This is a genomic window from Halobacteriovorax sp. YZS-3-1 (assembly GCF_047084945.1).
Classification (GTDB): Bacteria; Bdellovibrionota; Bacteriovoracia; order Bacteriovoracales; family Bacteriovoracaceae; genus Halobacteriovorax_A; species Halobacteriovorax_A vibrionivorans.
Window position 1 is genome coordinate 1,482,693 of the sequence record NZ_JBKIYI010000001.1, and the last position, 18,032, is coordinate 1,500,724.

21 protein-coding genes are annotated in these 18,032 nt (G+C 35.5%); 10 read left to right on the plus strand and 11 right to left on the minus strand.

Translation table 11 applies throughout. The features are described from left to right. Positions 1-15: 15 nt before the first annotated feature. The gene (locus ACMAZI_RS07135) at positions 16-720 is read right to left on the minus strand and encodes a VC0807 family protein (protein WP_115363226.1); all 705 of its coding nucleotides are present in this window, start codon (positions 718-720) and stop codon (positions 16-18) included. A gap of 195 nt (positions 721-915) precedes the next feature. On the opposite strand from ACMAZI_RS07135, the gene ACMAZI_RS07140 reads away from it, so the two are divergent. Further along, entirely contained in the window at positions 916-2,181 is a 1,266-nt protein-coding gene (locus ACMAZI_RS07140) for a S8 family peptidase (RefSeq protein WP_412473477.1), read from the plus strand. Positions 2,182-2,240: 59 nt separating this feature from the next. Further along, positions 2,241-2,660: a group II truncated hemoglobin gene (locus ACMAZI_RS07145; RefSeq protein WP_120404978.1), complete on the plus strand. Its 420-nt coding sequence runs from the start codon at positions 2,241-2,243 to the stop codon at positions 2,658-2,660. On the opposite strand, the gene ACMAZI_RS07150 is transcribed toward ACMAZI_RS07145, so the two are convergent. Continuing rightward, positions 2,583-2,981, minus strand: a complete 399-nt coding sequence (locus ACMAZI_RS07150; RefSeq protein WP_120404977.1) for a DUF309 domain-containing protein — start codon at positions 2,979-2,981, stop codon at positions 2,583-2,585. The two genes, ACMAZI_RS07145 and ACMAZI_RS07150, sit on opposite strands and share 78 nt — an antisense overlap. A 77-nt stretch (positions 2,982-3,058) precedes the next feature. Continuing rightward, entirely contained in the window at positions 3,059-3,829 is a 771-nt protein-coding gene (locus tag ACMAZI_RS07155) for a 3'-5' exonuclease (RefSeq protein ID WP_115363218.1), read from the minus strand. A gap of 110 nt (positions 3,830-3,939) precedes the next feature. Between ACMAZI_RS07155 and ACMAZI_RS07160 the strand changes: the two genes are divergently transcribed. From ACMAZI_RS07160 to ACMAZI_RS07170, 3 genes are all read left to right on the plus strand, one after another. Further along, positions 3,940-5,520: a sensor histidine kinase gene (locus tag ACMAZI_RS07160; protein WP_120404976.1), complete on the plus strand. Its 1,581-nt coding sequence runs from the start codon at positions 3,940-3,942 to the stop codon at positions 5,518-5,520. Continuing rightward, the gene (locus ACMAZI_RS07165) at positions 5,513-6,211 is read left to right on the plus strand and encodes a response regulator transcription factor (RefSeq protein ID WP_120404975.1); all 699 of its coding nucleotides are present in this window, start codon (positions 5,513-5,515) and stop codon (positions 6,209-6,211) included. The genes ACMAZI_RS07160 and ACMAZI_RS07165 overlap by 8 nt, the downstream gene beginning before the upstream one ends. 131 nt (positions 6,212-6,342) lie before the next feature. After that, positions 6,343-7,158, plus strand: coding sequence for a DsbA family protein (locus ACMAZI_RS07170; protein ID WP_120404974.1), 816 nt, complete (start codon positions 6,343-6,345; stop codon positions 7,156-7,158). Between the two features lie 8 nt (positions 7,159-7,166). Here the strand turns inward: ACMAZI_RS07170 and ACMAZI_RS07175 are convergent, their stop codons facing one another. The 5 genes from ACMAZI_RS07175 to ACMAZI_RS07195 form a co-directional block, all read right to left on the minus strand. Then, entirely contained in the window at positions 7,167-7,943 is a 777-nt protein-coding gene (locus tag ACMAZI_RS07175) for an endonuclease I family protein (protein WP_412473476.1), read from the minus strand. 137 nt (positions 7,944-8,080) lie between these two features. Beyond that, positions 8,081-8,836: a PilZ domain-containing protein gene (locus ACMAZI_RS07180; protein WP_412473475.1), complete on the minus strand. Its 756-nt coding sequence runs from the start codon at positions 8,834-8,836 to the stop codon at positions 8,081-8,083. Continuing rightward, positions 8,811-10,022: a lytic transglycosylase domain-containing protein gene (locus ACMAZI_RS07185; protein WP_412473474.1), complete on the minus strand. Its 1,212-nt coding sequence runs from the start codon at positions 10,020-10,022 to the stop codon at positions 8,811-8,813. Before ACMAZI_RS07185 ends, ACMAZI_RS07180 begins: the two co-directional genes overlap by 26 nt. A gap of 127 nt (positions 10,023-10,149) precedes the next feature. Continuing rightward, the gene (locus ACMAZI_RS07190; RefSeq protein WP_120404972.1) at positions 10,150-11,016 is read right to left on the minus strand and encodes a vWA domain-containing protein; all 867 of its coding nucleotides are present in this window, start codon (positions 11,014-11,016) and stop codon (positions 10,150-10,152) included. Positions 11,017-11,024: 8 nt separating this feature from the next. Then, on the minus strand, positions 11,025-11,780 hold the full coding sequence (locus ACMAZI_RS07195) for a MotA/TolQ/ExbB proton channel family protein (protein WP_115363201.1): 756 nt from the start codon (positions 11,778-11,780) through the stop codon (positions 11,025-11,027). 73 nt (positions 11,781-11,853) lie between these two features. Between ACMAZI_RS07195 and ACMAZI_RS07200 the strand changes: the two genes are divergently transcribed. From ACMAZI_RS07200 to ACMAZI_RS07220, 5 genes are read left to right on the plus strand one after another with little or no spacing between them, the layout of a single operon-like run. Next, positions 11,854-12,279, plus strand: coding sequence for an acyl-CoA thioesterase (locus ACMAZI_RS07200; RefSeq protein ID WP_412473473.1), 426 nt, complete (start codon positions 11,854-11,856; stop codon positions 12,277-12,279). A 9-nt stretch (positions 12,280-12,288) separates the two neighbouring features. After that, positions 12,289-13,017, plus strand: a complete 729-nt coding sequence (locus ACMAZI_RS07205) for an ABC transporter ATP-binding protein (protein ID WP_334678398.1) — start codon at positions 12,289-12,291, stop codon at positions 13,015-13,017. After that, on the plus strand, positions 13,010-13,843 hold the full coding sequence (locus ACMAZI_RS07210) for an ABC transporter permease (protein WP_158536909.1): 834 nt from the start codon (positions 13,010-13,012) through the stop codon (positions 13,841-13,843). The genes ACMAZI_RS07205 and ACMAZI_RS07210 overlap by 8 nt, the downstream gene beginning before the upstream one ends. Then, positions 13,843-15,207, plus strand: a complete 1,365-nt coding sequence (locus ACMAZI_RS07215) for a hypothetical protein (RefSeq protein ID WP_412473472.1) — start codon at positions 13,843-13,845, stop codon at positions 15,205-15,207. Before ACMAZI_RS07210 ends, ACMAZI_RS07215 begins: the two co-directional genes overlap by 1 nt. A gap of 23 nt (positions 15,208-15,230) precedes the next feature. Continuing rightward, positions 15,231-16,502, plus strand: a complete 1,272-nt coding sequence (locus ACMAZI_RS07220; RefSeq protein WP_412473471.1) for an acetyl-CoA C-acetyltransferase — start codon at positions 15,231-15,233, stop codon at positions 16,500-16,502. 74 nt (positions 16,503-16,576) lie between these two features. On the opposite strand, the gene ACMAZI_RS07225 is transcribed toward ACMAZI_RS07220, so the two are convergent. From ACMAZI_RS07225 to ACMAZI_RS07235, 3 genes are read right to left on the minus strand one after another with little or no spacing between them, the layout of a single operon-like run. After that, entirely contained in the window at positions 16,577-16,852 is a 276-nt protein-coding gene (locus ACMAZI_RS07225; protein ID WP_115363188.1) for a hypothetical protein, read from the minus strand. 10 nt (positions 16,853-16,862) lie between these two features. After that, on the minus strand, positions 16,863-17,210 hold the full coding sequence (locus ACMAZI_RS07230; protein ID WP_115363186.1) for a hypothetical protein: 348 nt from the start codon (positions 17,208-17,210) through the stop codon (positions 16,863-16,865). 58 nt (positions 17,211-17,268) lie between these two features. Then, complete coding sequence (locus ACMAZI_RS07235; RefSeq protein ID WP_115363184.1) at positions 17,269-18,009, minus strand: NAD-dependent deacylase; 741 nt, start codon at positions 18,007-18,009, stop codon at positions 17,269-17,271. Positions 18,010-18,032 lie beyond the last annotated feature (23 nt).

Sequence of the window (18,032 nt, forward strand, 5' to 3'; positions counted from 1 at the left end):
TCGTTTTCGTTTGGGTTATTGTTGTTTAACCATGGCCTCTAGAGGCAGGTCTGTTTGCTTCTTTATATAATTAACAAGTCCAAAAATAATAAAACCAGTGGCAATAACTGTTGGAATTGAAATTACTGGGAAACTTAGGGCCGTCATTCTACCTAGACTCTCGTTAAATTCAACGCTTCCTGGAGAACCTTTCAATACGATTACAGCAAGTACATAATTTAAAACTGCAGACAGAAAGAATGTGCAAGAGAAGTAAAATCCAGCAATATAGATTTTTTGATCAAAGTCGTCTTTTATATTTTTCTCTTCCATTGCTTGATGGATTTTTTCTAAATCAAAAATTTGCTCTATTAAAGTTTTAACAAGTGGCTTCTTAGTAAATTGTGAAGCTAGAACAAATAAACCAATAACTAGAGGAAGGGCAGTTTCTTTTACAATCATCCAGGTCTTATTAAGTTGGAAAAGTCCAATTCCACCAGTAAGTAAAACACTGATAAGACCAATGGCCGCAATCCAGTTAAACTTTCTTTGAGAAATAAAGTCCCATGCTCCATAGATAAGGGGAAAGGCCAATGCTATGATTAAGGCATTAACTTGTCCTAAATATTCTTCAGATGAAAATTTCGTTAAAATTACTGAAGGAATAACCACATTGCATATTAGATTAATGAATGGGTTCTCTTTTTTTCTTGTTTCGTTATTATTTGGCATATCCGTCATTTGTGATCCTTAGCTAAACGCAATTATCATACCCAATTGTCTAAGCTATTCAAAGTTTTAATCATCCGACATGTAAGGTCGGGTATCGTAACAACTTCTTACACCTTGTAAAGTGAACTTGTCTTAAGAAAATTAATTTGAAATAGTTTTAGAATTGAAAAACTTTTGGTCACGGAAGAACATAAGGATAAAAACATGAAAAAACTATTTCTAGCACTTGGACTAACTTGTGCACTGAGCGCATCAGCTCAAGACTTCAACGGTTACATTGTAAAACTTAAGCCAGGATACGAATCATTTGTTAATACAACGTATGCTGACGCTCAAATGAGAAAGCTTAGCTTTGGTACATTTGCTGTTGTTAAAGAAAAATTTGAAGGGTTAGTTGCTGATCCTGCAGTAGAGTACGTTGAAAAGAACTGGATCATTAACTTAAATGATTTTAGTGCTCCTCAATCTGTAGAAGCTGCTTTAACAGAGAATCGTGATGAGCAATTCTCTAAGCAATGGGGATTACTAAATGATGGACGAAACTCTGGTGGTTGGTTCTCAAATGGTAAAGCTGGAGAAGATATTAATGCTACTCAAGCATGGAATGTTGAAACTGGAAATCGTGATTTAGTAGTAGCGGTAATTGATACAGGTGTTGATTACACTCACTCTGATTTAAAGGCCAATACTTGGAAGAATGAAGGCGAGATTGCAGGTAATGGAATTGATGATGATGGAAACGGATTTGTTGATGACGTTTACGGATATGATTTTGCTAATAAAGATGCAGATCCAATGGATGGTCACTCTCACGGTACTCACTGTGCTGGTGTAATTGGTGCTCGTCATAATGGAACTGGGATCATGGGAGTAATGGCAAATGTTAAGATTATGTCGATTAAATTCCTAAGTGATAGTGGTTCAGGTGAAACAATTGATGCAATTTCTTCAATTGATTATGCCGTTGCTAATGGTGCAAAAATTCTTTCTAACTCTTGGGGTGGAGGAGAATATTCAGAAGCATTAAAAGAGTCAATTGAGAATGCACGTGATAAAGGTGTTCTATTTATTGCAGCTGCAGGAAACTCAAGAATGGATAATGATGCAAGACCAACTTATCCAGCAAATTATGAAGTTGAAAATGTAATTTCAGTAGGTGCAATGGATGGTAAAGGTAATCGTTCATCATTTTCTAACTACGGACAAGAAACAGTTCATGTATTTGCTCCAGGTTCTAATATTCTTTCAACAATACCAGGTGATCGTTATAAGAAAATGTCAGGAACTTCAATGGCAACGCCAATGGTTTCAGGTGTTCTTGGACTTCTATTATCAAAAGAAGATCAGCTTTCATTTTCTGAGATCAAGGAAAGAATTTACAAGACAGCAGTTCCAAATGCTACACTTATTACAAAAGCTAAGTCGGGACGTATCGAAGCATACCGTCTACTTAACAATATCCAAAATTAATTCAAATATCTGAATAATAGTGATATATAAGAGGGAGTCAATTGACTCCCTTTTTTATTATGAAAATTAAACTACCAGAATTTCTCATTCGTAAATTTAAAATGACTCCTTATGAAAAACTAGGTGGCGCAGCTGGCGTCCAAGAACTTGTGGATGACTTCTATGAAGTTATGAATACTGACCCAAGAGCATCAAAGTGTCGTGGGCTTCACGCCACTTCCCTTGAAGGTGCAAATAAGAAATTATTTATGTTCCTATCGGGATGGCTTGGGGGCCCAAGTCTTTACATTGAAAAATATGGCCATCCTCGTATGAGAAAGCGTCATTTCCCATTCAAGATTGGTTTTGCTGAGCGTGATGAATGGCTCTATTGTATGAGAAAAGCTCTTGATAAAAAGCAGCTAAAGCCTAAGTTTGATGATGAGATCTGGTCTGCTTTCCAGCGGTTTGCTGAGCATATGAGAAACCAGAACTTTTAATTCCATAAGTTCGATGCCGCAAAATTCTTCGTAATCTAATTGGTCTAATAATTCAAGGCAGCGCTCAAGGTGAGTGGCGCAAGCGCTTTCTTGGCCCATATCTCTTTTAAGTAAGCCTGCCGCAACTTTAATGATGGCCTTAAAGAGGATGGCATAATCATCAGTTCGGTTATGTTCATTCCAAAGTGATTCAAGATACGCGTGACATTCCCAGTAATAGCCGTGATTAATCAGGTCAATAGCGTATAGATAATCTGAGTTATTTCTAAAGTCTGCACTACTTTTTAGAGCATTTGTTTCTGGTTCACCTGTAAATTCCATATGCCCATCTTTTTTGAGTGGGTGAGGGTTCTTTCCTGGGCGAAACTTATATACAGGTAGCGCTCGATCAGAATATCTTATGAGAGTCTCCAGTCAAAGTCATACATGAGCTTACCTTCATCAATATGAACTTGAGAAACAATCTTAGACCATTCTTTTACATTTGGATCCCATTGAAAGCGAGCACGTGCAACTTTGTGCTTGATAGTATTAAATTTTTCAACTTCTTGTTTATTCTTCCAATTTGGTGCCTTCAGCTCTGCTACGATGCGAACTTTTGGTGCACTTGCAAGCTTTGTCATTCTTGCATAATCATAGTGAGAAGCAATTTTAAGCATTGCTAGAACATCTGTAACCGCACGGTGTGGAAATGGATTAATAAAGCCGTGAGAGTGCTCAAGCATTGCCATGGACTTATGTCTGATTTTACTTGGGTATTCGATATCTTCTTGGGTATCAATCCAAATCTTATTTGGCATATCTACTTCATATCTTTCAAACATGGCCGTTAACATTGGCTTGTCATATTTTGCACCGTTGTGCGCCATAAGATAGTCTGCTTTTTTAATTAATAGAGCTAATCTTTCAAGGGCCATCTTAATTTCGTCACCTCGGCGTCCCCAGTCTTTTAATAATTGCTCATCAATTCCTGTTAATTCGATAACTTCTTGAGTAAGTTTAAGACGATCTTTTTCGTCAATAAGCTCTGAGAAGATTCTCACTGGAGAGTTGATTCGTGTATCCCATAGGACTGCACCAATTTCAGTAACTCTATCGACATTGAGGTTTACGCCTTTCTGTGTAAGATTTTCGTTGATTCCTTCTAAGTCGACACCAAGAATGAGCATGAGATTTCCTTTTGCTTTGTGTTATGGCAGAATTGACAAATTTCTGACTAATCTAGGACAATTATGAGCGATACAACCTCTAATGTAAATGCTGGGATTTTAAAGATTTAATGAAACCATATATTGTACTCATATTCACGGCCCTAATTGTGGCCTTTTTCTCTGGAAGTTTTGTTTTAAAGACTTTTGCACCTCGTTTTGCCAGCCAATATCAAATTGAAGAGATAAACGATATTAAAGAACAGATGAAAAGTCAGATCACGCCTTATGCAATAGTGAACTTCTCATCTCTATATTATTCTGATGAACAATTCCAATTATTGAATCCATCAATGGCAATTGAAGAATTTGATTCAGACCTTTTATCAAGCTCAAAAGGATGCTCAAATATTGAGGTTCTTCAGTCCCAATTAACAGCAAGTCGTAAGAAGGGGATGTGGGAGCTTATTAGATGTGGCCGTATTAGAAGTATTCCAAGATGGTTTGTTAAGACCCCGCCATTTCTACATGACTCTGGTGTTAGTTATGCATATTTACTATTTCAATATCAATTAGCAACAGGACAAGCAGAAAACACATCTTGGGTCAGAAGAAGACTATCTTTTTTCCACGTTTCTGAACTTTCTCAATTACAACGTGAGATTGGGCCACTTGGTGGAATTTATGGACTACTTGCTTCTTTATCTGAAGACACTCTAAGAGATATCATCAATGAGGAAGCTAGGATCTTAGCAAAGAATTATCTACTTTCTAGAATAAAGTATCCACGTCAATACAATGTTCTTGAGTATCGTTTTTACACAATGGACTCTATTGAACGCTATTTGGAGTCGACCCCATATCAAATCTCTCGAGCAAGACCTGGTAAATGGTGTGTTTATACTGAAGGTCCAATTTGTTGGCGTCAAAGTACGAAGCACTTATTGCAAACTGTTTCAACTTCAACCTTAACTTCCTTCATTGGAATTCTCGTCATATTCTTCATTATCTTATGGCTACTCTTTAGCAAGATTAAGTGGGACAAAGTAGAAGAGAATCGTAAGAAAATGGCCTTGCAAGTTTTAACACATGAGTTTAGAACGCCAGTGGCATCTCTTCTTCTAATTATTGATAAACTCAATCGTGATATTGATAAATTTCCTGAAGAGCAGCAAGAGGACTTATTAAGAATCTCCGGTGAAGTTTATCGCCTTCAGAGGTTAACTGAGAAGTCGAAGCATTACTTACAGGGGGCAAATGCAAGAGGAATGCTCTCGTTTACATATCAAGAACTCGAAAATCCTGAGGACTTAATTTATGATACAATAATTCCTATTAAGGATACTTACCTAAAGGAAATTGATATCAATATCGATCTTAAAGGCCCTGTCTTTGTGGATTTTTATTGGTTTCAAATTTTAATAAAAAACTTAGTGGAGAACTCATTTATCCACGGTGAAGAAAAGCATTATATTAATGTTTTTGAGAAAGATAAAAACTTTGTCATTGAAGTTGGTGATGGCGGAGAGTTGAATAAGGATCTAGAGACCTTAACAAGTGAATTTGTTAAAGGATCAAAAAGTTCTGGAACAGGTTTAGGATTAAATATTATTAAAAATATAGTAGATGAATGGGGCGGTAAAATTGAGTTGGTAAAAAAGCCAACGAAGTTTATTATTACGCTACCTAAGAGGAAAAAGCCAAATGGATAAATTATTACTAGTAGAAGATGATGTTTCTTTAGGCAAAGGGATTATGGACTTCCTAAAGATGGAAGGCTTTGATGCAATTTGGGCGCAGACCTTAGAGGATGCAAGAAAGATTGATCTTAAAGATGTCGATCTTATCATTCAGGATTGGATGTTACCTGATGGCCAAGGAATTGATTTTCTAAAAGAGTTACGCTCAAATGGAAACACGACGCCAATGATTATCCTTACTGCAAAAACTGATCTTATCGATAAAGTTGTTGGCCTTGAGTCAGGAGCAAATGATTATATGACAAAGCCTTTTGAGACAAGAGAACTTCTTGCTCGTATTCGTGTTCAGCTAAGAATTGGTGAACAAGGTGGGAATAATAATGGCAATAACGCCGTTGATACAAAAGGAATTCTAACCTTAGGTAAACTTAAGATCGATAATGATACTCGTGAAGTAACTTGGGATGGTGGCCTCGTTGAGTTAACTAAGATGGAGTTTGATTTTTTAAAGCTACTTGTCGAAAATCCAAATCGCGCTCTTTCAAGAGATGAGATTTTAAATAAGGTTTGGGGTTATGAGTGTTATCCTTCAACACGTACTGTGGATACACACGTTCTTCAGCTTCGTCAGAAGTTTAATGAAAACTTAATTGAAACAGTTCGAGGTATCGGTTATAAGCTTCGACCGCAACATGCTCAATAAATAATTGAAAGGGGGGAATCCTTCCCCCTTTAGTATTCACAACTTTTCAAAGAATTGACATAACTCTAACGTAGCTTCGATAAAGCTAGTGCATAATTGTACGATAGGTTGTTAACAACTTAGGAGAAATAATGCTTAGTTCTAACAAAACATTTAACTTTTCAATTCTACTTGTGCTGGTTGCCTTATTCTTAGCATCTTGCTCAAATAAGAACTCCGCGCAAGATATTAGAAAGGCACTAGAAGACGATCCGACAATTCTTACAGATGTTATGAAGAAAAACCCTCAGGTTTTTATGGAAACATTACAACAAATGGCATCTGAAATGAAACAACAGGCATTGGCCGATCGTAACCGAAAAGAAAAAGAGATTCTAGAAGATGCTTTTAAAAATCCTATTCAGGTTCAATCTCACAGTGATGATCTTATTATAGGAAATCCAAATGCCAAGGTTAAGATCTATGAATATTCTGATTTTCAATGTCCATTCTGTTTTAGGGCCCTTGAAACTGTTAAACAGTTAATGGATGAATATGGTAAAGATGTGGCCTTTATTTATCGCCACTTACCAATCGATTCAATTCATCCTCAAGCAAGATTAGCAGCACAGTACTACGAAGCTATTCGTATTAAGCATGGAAAAAAAGCATTTAAGTTTCATGAAACAATCCTTCGTAATCAAGCAAAGATTCGACTAGGGGAGAAGTACTTACTAGAAGTCGTTAAGAAAATGGGGCTTGATACTAAAGAAATTAAGAAGCTAGCTAATTCAAAGCAGGTTGATGATAAGATTGCTTTTGATATTGAAAGTGCAAATAAGCTTGGCTTCAGTGGAACACCAGGATTTGTTGTTGGCGGAGTTCCTGTGAAGGGTGCTTATCCTTATGCTCACTTTAAGAAGATTATCGATCGCTTATTAGAGAATAAGACTGCTGATACTAAGTAAGTCCAAGCCTATAGATTAGGAATTAATTTTATTAATTCAGGGTAGTCGATAAATGGATTACGGTTACCCTGATACTTTTCAACCATTTCATTTCTAAATTTTTCAAAAGAAGAAATAGGGTCAAGTTTGTCCCAAGCTCTTAGAAACTCTTCTTCTCTATCGTCGATTGGAAGCTCATACATTACAGCAAAGTAGAAGAGGCCTCTTGCAATATCACCTTTAACTTCATCAGGTGGCTCAAAGAATTGTACTTGAGGGTATTTAGAGTTTTGTCCCATTTTGGAAGCTTCACATAATTGGCCTTTATTTTCCTGATCGACTTCTCCAAAGAAGTGATCACCACGCTTTTGATTTACTAATGAGTCAGTAGGATAGAGGTGATGCATATCAGATACCATTTCATCATAAGTGTTTTGATGATGAGGTACTTGCGGACCATAATCAAAGAAACGAGACTTTGGCCAAGTGTGTTCTGTATTTAAAACATTACCATCAGGAAGGTCATCGTTATCCATAAAGATATCAACATTATTCTGGTATTCAACTTCACAGTAGATATCTCTTATAAAGTTATTCTCACTTCCTTCTTTATAATAAGCATAGATTTCATTAAATAGATGTAGTCTTGCTTCTTTGTAATAAAGAGTCTTTTTATTCTTCTTCATTAGGACGATTAGCTTTTGTCTTAATTCAAGAGATCGCTCTGGTCCTAGCGGTGCGATTTCGCCAGCAAGTATTGAGGTTGAAAGAATAAATAGACTAATAAGAGTTATAAATCTGCGCATGAGATGTTTTTACGGCCATTTATGAATTCTTGATAGGTTATTGTAGAATTTACGTGTAAATAAAAAGACAGGACCCCGTAAGGTCCTGTTATTATTGAAATCAAGCGCTTGGTTATCAGGCCACTTAAAAACGTGTTTTAAGCAGCTTTATTAAATTGTTGGTACTCTTCATTTTCTTCTTCTACACTGTCTCTAAGACTGTTTAAAAGCTTCTCTAGTTGGATTCTCTCACTAACGCCAAGGTCGATAAATTGTACACCCATTCCTTCTGGGTAACGTCCTACGGCCATAGACTTTCTAACTACCTTTGCCTTAAGTTCTAGCTCCTCACCAATATTAAAAGTGAAAACATCACCACATGAGAAAATATCCTTTTGAGTTGGAACATTATAAGAAATATAGGCTCCAGTTCTAGAGATATCAAAAGTATTACCTAAGTTAATTGGAATATCTGTTGAAGATACTTTTGTTGGTAGAGGTGCCTTATATCTTAGGGCCGTCTTCCACCACTGAGCAGCTGGTGAGTTAATTACATTTGTATCCTGACTTAGAATAAAATATGAAGTCATTAAGATATATGCGAATGTCGATAAAATAACTGTCGCTGCTTCAAAATCATTTCCATAAACGAGAACAATCGAATTATTTAAACAAACAAAGCCAATTGAAAGAGGGAAGCTCCACTTTATATCATTTTGGGCCGTGAATGAGAAGTATGCATTAATACAGCAAGATGCCATGACCATTAAATTAAAGAATGTCATCTTGGACCAGATTGCACCAATATCTGTTGCGTTGTACCCATAGAGGAACATCACTTGGACTGGTATACTTACAGCAATTGCTAAAAATACAAATGCATAAACATTAAAGATTAACGGCTTGATCTTCATGGATTTCTCCTTGTTCTTGATTTTGGCTAAAGTGATAACAGTAGCTATTTACTTTATTAATATAATTCTTTGCTTCTTTAAGACGATCTGATTGACGCCAATTAGTACTTAGTTTTATTAGCTGTGACTTTACTCGAAATGGGCCTGAGTTATAACTTGCTAGTATAAGATCAGTGAATAATTGGCTTTTTTCAAATGATCTCACTGTCTTAATTTTTGGATAAGACTTTTGAATCAGATCAAAATTTCCTCTCCAGTACTTTTTTAGGTAATTAATATATTCAAGGCCACCTATAACAGACTTCTTCTTATTAAGACGCCAGTCATTTTTATAATTAATTTTTCCTGTTCTAACTAAGAATTTAACAACACCATAAGGAAGCTTTTCAATTCTTTTATCAACCTTCCATTTATCATGCTTTTTAATAACATGTTGGCTTGCTGCATCTGTTACTTGTGTAAGGCCTATGGCCTTGGCCGAACTTACTGAGCGATAATTAAAACCAGATTCCTGTGCAATTAGGCCAAGAAGCATAGAAGGGTTTGTCTTTTCCTTATTTGCCTCTTTTTCAACTAATTCAATAAAACTATCTTTTACATTAAAAGGATCGGTAGAAGATATTTTGATCTTCTCTTTAGATGCTTGAAGACATGAAGGTTCTTCATATCGATAAAGAGATCTAATTTCTCCGCGATATTGATATCCAACTTTAATGTCCGTTGTAAGTCTAGCAGGTAGGCTTAATCGATTTATCTTATAGATGATATTCTTTTCATCTTGAAAGATAACTTTATTATTATGTTTAAAACTTGAGGTAACATTTTTTCCATTCCAAAAGATAACGATATTATCTGGATTTAGCTTACCTCTAGTTGAATTTATTTTTACGTATAAGTCATAGATGGAATGACGGTTTTGCTTCTTTGGGAAGAATTCGATTCCGATAGTACTTGTACCAACATTATCAAAGTTAATATGCTCATCTAAGATCTTTGTAAATGCTTGTAAATTCTCAAAATCATCACGATCATTAATAAGAGATAATGTGTCACTTCCAAATGGATTCATAGGACCTGCACATGAACTTAGAAGGACCGTGGCCCCTAGAAGCAATGCTGAGAAACAGGCACGTGTTAAGGCACGGGCCATGTAATTGATAAATGTTTGTTTCTTGGAAGCGTTCATTGACAATATTATGTCAATTTTGTGTAAGTTGCAGTAGGTACGGGGAAGTTAATTGAATGATTACAGAGTCTTAACCTATTTTTTCCATAAAAATTCTAGTTATGAAAAATCGTAAATTTCGCCAACTTTAGAAGCCATAGAAAAAACCGTTATTGGATTTTGTTAAGTTTCTTAGGAATTTGTATAAGTTAGAGGATTTACTGAAGTTTTTGGCCCCTACTCCGATAGCATTAATCTGAACCTTGCGAAGACGGTTCTTAGTCGTGACCTGTTTGACGATATCATCGATATTATCGGGAGATGCTGTTGCTCCTGACTTTGTTGGTGAGCCATCACTTAATAAGACAATATCACTTAGATCAGAATATTGATCGAGGGTGTACATTAAAGCTGCTCTAGTTGGTGTCGTACCATTTGGAGTAAGCCTAGCAAGAAACCCATATACTTCTTCTTTTACTTTTAGATTATGAAGGCTTTGTAAAACACCCCAAAGAGAATAATATGATGAGCGATTAGGACCTGGATAATAAATGATATCAACTTTATAGTCTTTACCCATTGAGGCAATTAACATTTTAAGGCCAGCCTTTACTTCTCCTATACGGTCATCTGTTGCCATTGATCCAGAAACATCAATGACAAAGGCAACATTTTTTCCTTTAAAGTTAAATCCTACATCATTAGTATTTGATGTATCATCTTGCTTCTTAGTGATCTTTTCAACGCTATCTTCTTTCTTAGGTTTTATACTTTCCTTAAGCTTTTGATTTAGTTCTTTTATTAGGTCTTGTTGTTGCGCTACAATTTTTTGACATTGATCTAGTGCCTGTGAGTTATCGACACAGACTTCTTGCTTTTGTGGTGGCTTTTGGGCAACTGGCTTTTCATTTTTTGGAACGACAATAAATAAAATAATGACAGCGCCGAGGGCACCAGAAAGTAGATCAAGAAATGAAATATTAAAGACGTCGATGGACTTTCTTTGGCGGCGCATAGACTTCCTTATACTTCGATTTTATTAACAAGGTTTTCAATGACATATTCCTTTGTTTTCATATGGAATTTGTCTGTTTTCTTTTGTAGGTCATGAAATAACCACATGAGAATAATACTTAAAATTAGTGCAACAAGTGTTGTATCGAATGCTACACCAAGTGTTGCTGTAATGAGATTCATATCTTTTGAATTTGCAATCATTAATGCACTTGAGATACCTAGAACAGTTCCAATAAAACCAAGAGAAGGAATGGCCCACAGTAGATAGCGAATATTTGATTGTTCTGTTTCAGAATTATCGCGATGAAGATCAGTGATAATATTAATAACTTCTAAGACTTCTGAAATACTTTTTGAAGAGCGAAACTTTGCACAAGAATTTTTTATTAATTGAGTAAGTAGAGTTTTTGAGTATTTCTTTTCAAATTCTTTAACATTTCGGCCAATTTCAATGACTTCATTTGCCATCAAAAGGTGACCTTCATTAGTCGGTAAAAGATTTGCTTTAAAATATGATTTTTCAGCTTTAATTTGTGCCTTTAAAGATTTGATCTCTTTATAAGACCAAATAAATGCCATATAAGTTAACCACTGTATATAGCCGCCTTTAATAAAGTCTCCACCTAATAGGATTAAAATCCTTGAGACGATACCATCTTTTGCAAAAATATCCGACAGATATGCTCCGTTTAAAATAACAATAAAAACAGTACTGAAAACAACGGCCTGTCCAATGAGTTGCAATTCTTTCTTTTCTAGCATTGAGCTACCTTTTAAATTATGATGATAAGTATATGTTATTATAATTATATCGAATTTTAAAAGGATATAAATGGTGGGAAAAAATAGTGAAGCTCAAAACGAGCAAGAAAATATTCAACCTGAAGGTGAGCTTTCAGTAAGAACTCTAACAATGCCATGTGATACTAATCATAATGGTGATATTTTTGGAGGTTGGGTTCTTTCTCAAATGGATATTGCAGGTGCAATCTATTCAGGAAAAAGATGTAACGGAAGAACTGCCACAATCGCAATTGAGGCCATGAAGTTTATTCAGCCTGTTGGTGTTGGGGATATTCTTTGTTGTTATTGCTCTACTGTCAAAGAGGGAAATACTTCTTTGTCTGTAAAGGTTGAGGCTTGGGTTGTTCGTAAATTTGAAACAGAACGAGTTAAAGTAACAAGTGGTGTTTTCACATATGTTGCTATTGATGAGGACAAACGTCCAAGAAGTATTAATTCTAAAACAGTTCTAAAATAAAGGTTATCTATGAGTGTTATTGATGTACGAGGTGTATCGAAGAGATATCGTGACCAATTGGCCTTAAGTGATTTTTCTTTAAGTGTTGAAAATGGCGATGTTGTGGCATTGCTAGGGCCAAACGGAGCAGGGAAAACAACATTTGTAAAATGTATGTTGGATTTAATAAGCGCTGATTCAGGTGAGATTACAATATTTGGAAAGTCTTCTAAGGATCCACGCTCGAGAGAAAGTCTCGTTTATCTTCCAGAGAAGTTTAATTTTTATGATTATTTCACAGTAAAAGAAACACTTAAGTTCTTTGCAGAATTTCACGGTGTGGAAAAGTCTCAAGTAAATGGAAGAATTGATGAGGCCTTAAAGAAGTTATCGATTGATAAGTTTGAAAAGAAGAAATTAAAAGAACTTTCTAAGGGACAAATGCAAAGAGTTGGTCTTTGTATTGCTGTCGTTGCCAATAAGGAGCTTATCATTTTAGATGAGCCTTTCTCTGGCCTTGATCCAATTGGAATTAAAGATGTAAAAGATATCTGCCTTGAATTATCTCAACAAGGAAAGACGATTTTAATCAACTCTCATATTCTTTCTGAGGTCGAGAAGTTTGCAACAAAGGTAATTATTCTAAATAACGGTCAAGTCAAAGCTCAAGGTCCTCTAAATGAAGTAAGAGGGGATATCTCATTAGAAGAGCGTTTCTATGATTTAGTTAAAAATGATAGTGGAAGTGAACATGCTTAATTTAATAAATTTTACATTAATTAAAAATACAGTAGAAAAAGAAATAAGAAATAAGTCAGTTATCTTTTTATTTGTTCTAACATTTGTAGTTATGTACTTAGGTGGCGTTTTAACCAATACATTACAAATTGAAATAGAAGAGTCTGGCTTTAGTACATATCTAGCAAATGCTAGTATGACAGTTGTTATTTGGGTCATTAGCTTAAGTGCAAAACTTGTGGCGGCCCTTATCGCTGCAAATATCTTTAAAAGTGACTTAGAGAGTGGAGTTATTTCTCAGATCTTAGCATTACCAATTAAACGTTCTTCATATGTTTTAAACCGTATGCTTGGGGGAGGGATCTTAAGCTTTCTTTATCTTGTGATAATTCTTGTTATTGGTATGATTATTTTAAGTGTAAATAATCTACTTCCTAAGGGAATGGACTTACCAGTCATAAGTATGATTGCTTCACTTATTCCCCATTTTATACAGATTATAATCATTATGTTTGTAAGCTGTTTTTTAAGTTTATACTTTAATAAAATTGGGACTTTATTATTAACTTTATTTTATGTTCTGGCTTCAATCGGAACTTATGCATATATTAGCAGTGGAAACCCTGTTATCACAGGCTTTAATATATCATCTATATTTGGAAGTATCTTTTATGGAATCTTACCACGTATTGGTGAAGTTTCTGCTATTTCTGATATGCTTTCATTTGGGGCCGAGCTTGATGGTGAAAAAGTTAAGAGTATAATATTTGGTCTAATTCATTTAGTTGCAACTTTAAGTGCATGGGGATTTTTATTTAATTATTTATTTAGAAAAAGATCGTTCTAATGAGAAGAATACTTATTATACACTCAGATCAAGGTGTTCAATCTAGCTTGAGAGAATATCTCTCAAATGAATACTCATTTGAAGTTGAGTCGATTAGACATTTTGAAGAGATCAAATCACCAAAAGAGTTATCTACTTTTGACGGTATTCTTTGTGAAAATAAGTATACTGATAAGGAAGGCTTTAATGTTACTTCTGGCCGAAACTTAATTAACTTCTCTATCGATCATTCAATTAAAAAGCCAATCATTATCTTAGGTGAAGTGGAAGTTGACTATGGAAATTATGTCAGTCTACCTTCACGCTTTTCATTAAGAGACGTGAGTCTTCAGTTAATCAAGAGCCTTGGTGTAACTGAAGAAGAGTTAAGGCATCTTAAAATGCCTGATTATATCCAGGTTGAAATATCCAACTTCTATCAATTATCAAATCCTTGTTGTGATATTTATATTAAAATGACTAAAACAGGTGAGGATCACTACGTTAAGCGTATTTATGCTGATGATGTTCTAGATAAGGATATCGTTCGTCGTTATGAAGATAATAATCTAACTCATTTCTATGTTCAAAAGGAAGACTTTGAAAAATTAATGGGACAAATTTTATCTCAATCATTAAGTAAAGTCGTTAAAGCTTTTAAGCAGGGCAGTAAGGTATTAGAAACAAGTTCTGATACTTATGAGATCTCTCAGAATTTATTAAATGATATGGGAATAACTCCTCAGACTGTTAAACTTGCTAAGACTTCAATTGTGGCCATGCAAAAGACTATTGCTGGCTCTAAAAAGTTAATGCCACTTTTAAGAGGATTACTTGAAAATGAAACATCTTATGCCTTTAAAAGAAATTATCTTATAAGTTTATTCTTTTATCAGATTATTCCAAATCTCGGCTGGGGACGTGGTGACCAATTAAAGCAAACTATGGATAAGGTATGTTATATCTGTTTCTTTCACGACATTGTTTTAAGAGATGAGGAGTTACTAAAGATTCACGACTCTGAAGACTTGGCCGCTGCCGATATTACAGCAAATCAAAAGAAGCTTGTATTAGAGCATGCAAATATGTGTACAACACTTCTACAGGAGATCTCAGGGATTCCTAGTGGTATTGATGTTATTGTACGCCAACATCATGGGGCATTAAATGGAATTGGATTCCCTGATGTCTACACATCCAATCTTTCTCCTTTAGCAATTTGTTTTATTGTTATTGAGAAGTATGTCGTTGAAATTCTTAAGTGTCTTGAGAATCGTGAAAAATTAAAGCTTAACTCGATACTATTAGAGCTCGATGACTTTTTTCATTTAAGTAGTTATCGTAAGATAGTTTTCGAATTAAAAAGCCTTATTAATCCTAATTAACATCATAATATAAAGGGAAAGTTATGAATCAAAGAAAAGTATGTATCGTTACAGGTTCGAGAATTCCATTTGCTCGCTCTGGAACAAAGTATCAAGGAGTTTCTAATAAGGAGCTAATGACAGCGGCCCTTAAAGGTCTTGTTGATAAAATGAATTTAAAGGGAAAAGAAGTTGGTGAAGTTGTTCTTGGAGCTGTTAGTAAACATGCTTATGACTTTTCTTTGGCCCGTGAATGTACAATTGAAGCAGGGCTTTCATTTCATACTCCTGCAACAGATATTCAAAAAGCTTGTGGCCTCTCTCTTGAGGCTTCTAATATTATCGCCATGAAAATTGCTACAGGACAAATTGAATGCGGTATTGCAGGTGGTGTTGATACAAATAGTGATATTCCAGTTGAGTTCTCTAAGAATTTCTCAGATGCTATGAGTAAAGCAAATTATGCTCGTTCAACAGGTGATCGTATCAAGGCTTTATTGAGTATTCGTCCAGCGGACTTAAAGCCTTCATTTCCTGCTGTAAAAGAGCCTCGTACAGGTCTTTCGATGGGACAAAGTTGTGAACTTATGGCGCAACGTTGGCAGATTCCAAGAAGGGAGCAAGATCAATTAGCATGGGAGTCTCATCAAAATGCAGATCGTGCATATAATGAAGGCTTCTATAGTGATCTCGTTGTTCCATTTAAGGGATTAGAAAAGGATGGGATTTTAAGAGCGGATACGACAGTTGAAAAAATGGGAAGCTTGAGAACGGCCTTTGAGAAGTCCGATAAGGCGACATTAACTGCTGCAAATTCAACTCCTCTTACTGACGGAGCATCTGCCGTTTTCTTATGTAGTGAAGAATATGCAAAAGAAAATAATCTAGAGGTTCAAGCTTACTTTACAACTTGCCAGTCTGCTGCAGTTGATTTTATTGAAGAAGAAGGGCTTCTTATGGCCCCTGTGTATGCCGTTCCGAAACTTTTAAAAAGAGCAGGCCTTACTCTTCAAGATTTTGATTTCTATGAAATCCATGAGGCCTTTGCTGCTCAAGTTCTTTGTACTTTAAAAGCTTGGGAAGATGAAGAATTCTGTAAAACAAAACTAGGGCTTGATGGGGCTCTTGGATCAATTGATCGCTCGAAGCTAAATGTTAAAGGTGGATCACTTGCTCTTGGACATCCATTTGGTGCTACTGGCGCAAGAATTGTGGCAGGCCTTGCTAAAATGCTTAATGAAAAAGGCGGTGGAAGAGGACTCATCTCAATCTGTACAGCAGGTGGGATGGGAGTCGTTGCCATTGTTGAAAAATAAATAATTCTAAAAATAAAAAAGGGCATCAATGATGCCCTTTTCTTTTTTCAAATATAATCTTTAAATTTTTAAAATTATTTTTCGTTACAAGTTTCGTAACAAAGATTTCTTTGAGCTTCGTCAGCAACAAGTGCACACTCATCGTAACACCATGGCATCGACTTATTTCCTGATGCATAGTACGGCCCGTTTAAACATGAATCCATGATTGCATTATGACATGCCATGAAATCATCTTTATTTGTTATTTCTTTACAAACTTCATTTGCTTGTTTTGCACAAACTTTTAAAACGCTTGCTGAAACATTTACTGATAATACTAAAGTAGCTGCTACTAATAATCCTTTCATATTTTTCCCCTTATAGATCATACACACAAGATGCTTTATTCCCAGTTAGAGACTCTAGCTTTGCTAGTGCCGCTTCGTAGTAATAGGCATCTTCCCCATTAGATTCTTTTAATACATATAATGTTTTGTAATTTGGTAATTCTTTTTCTTTTAAAACTTTAAAATTATCTGAGTATAAGATATTTTCAAGTTCCACAAGTGCGTGGTCTGAGATTCTTGCCCAATTAACGACAATCTTATATTGATGTAACTTTACGTAACCTGTTGCATAATATGCATTTTCACATTGCTCACGTAGCGTCTGCGCATTTGCAAAAAAACTAGTAGCTAGCATTAATATTGCTATTATTTTCTTCATGACCTCTCCAATGTAATTGGCCACTTATAACGAACGCATAACGAAAATAAAAGTTAATTTAAGAGATATGTAATAAGTTCTCAACTATTTTTATGACGCCCTCTGTCGCAGTCTTATCTATTGTGTAGTCAAATAATTGAGCGTTATTAGTTGGATGGGGATTAATTTCAAGACAGTATGCACCAGCGCTTTTGGCCATAGTTACAAAGTTGGCCGCTGGATAGACTAAACCTGACGTTCCAATAGAGATAAATAAGTCACAATCAAGTAAGATCTGTTGGATTTCATCGAGATGATGGGGGACTTCTCCAAACCAGACAATATCTGGCCTAAGATTGCCCTTTGTATGACAACACTCACAGCGACTTTCGCCAGTTAAATCGTCAAGCCATTGATAGACACGACCCGTTTTTATACAGCGGGCCTTTAGAAGTTCTCCGTGCATATGATAGACGTTCTTTGAGCCACCAGATTCATGGAGGTTGTCGACATTTTGCGTAATGATATTAACTGTATACTCACCACTTGCTTCAAGTTCACCAAGCTTTATATGGGCAGCATTGGGAGTTACCTCATCGCTTAAAAGCTGACGTCTTCTTTGATTGTAGAATTCATAAACTAAAGTGGGATTGTTTTTAAAGGCCAAGGGGGAGGCCACTTCATAAATATCATGATTTTCCCAAAGGCCATTCTGATCACGAAAAGTCTTAAGACCTGACTCTTTTGAGATACCTGCACCACTTAAGACACAGATATTTTTTATTGAATGTGAACCTGTAAGCTCTTTTAGAAAATCCATGGGAATATGGTATCATAAGCGAG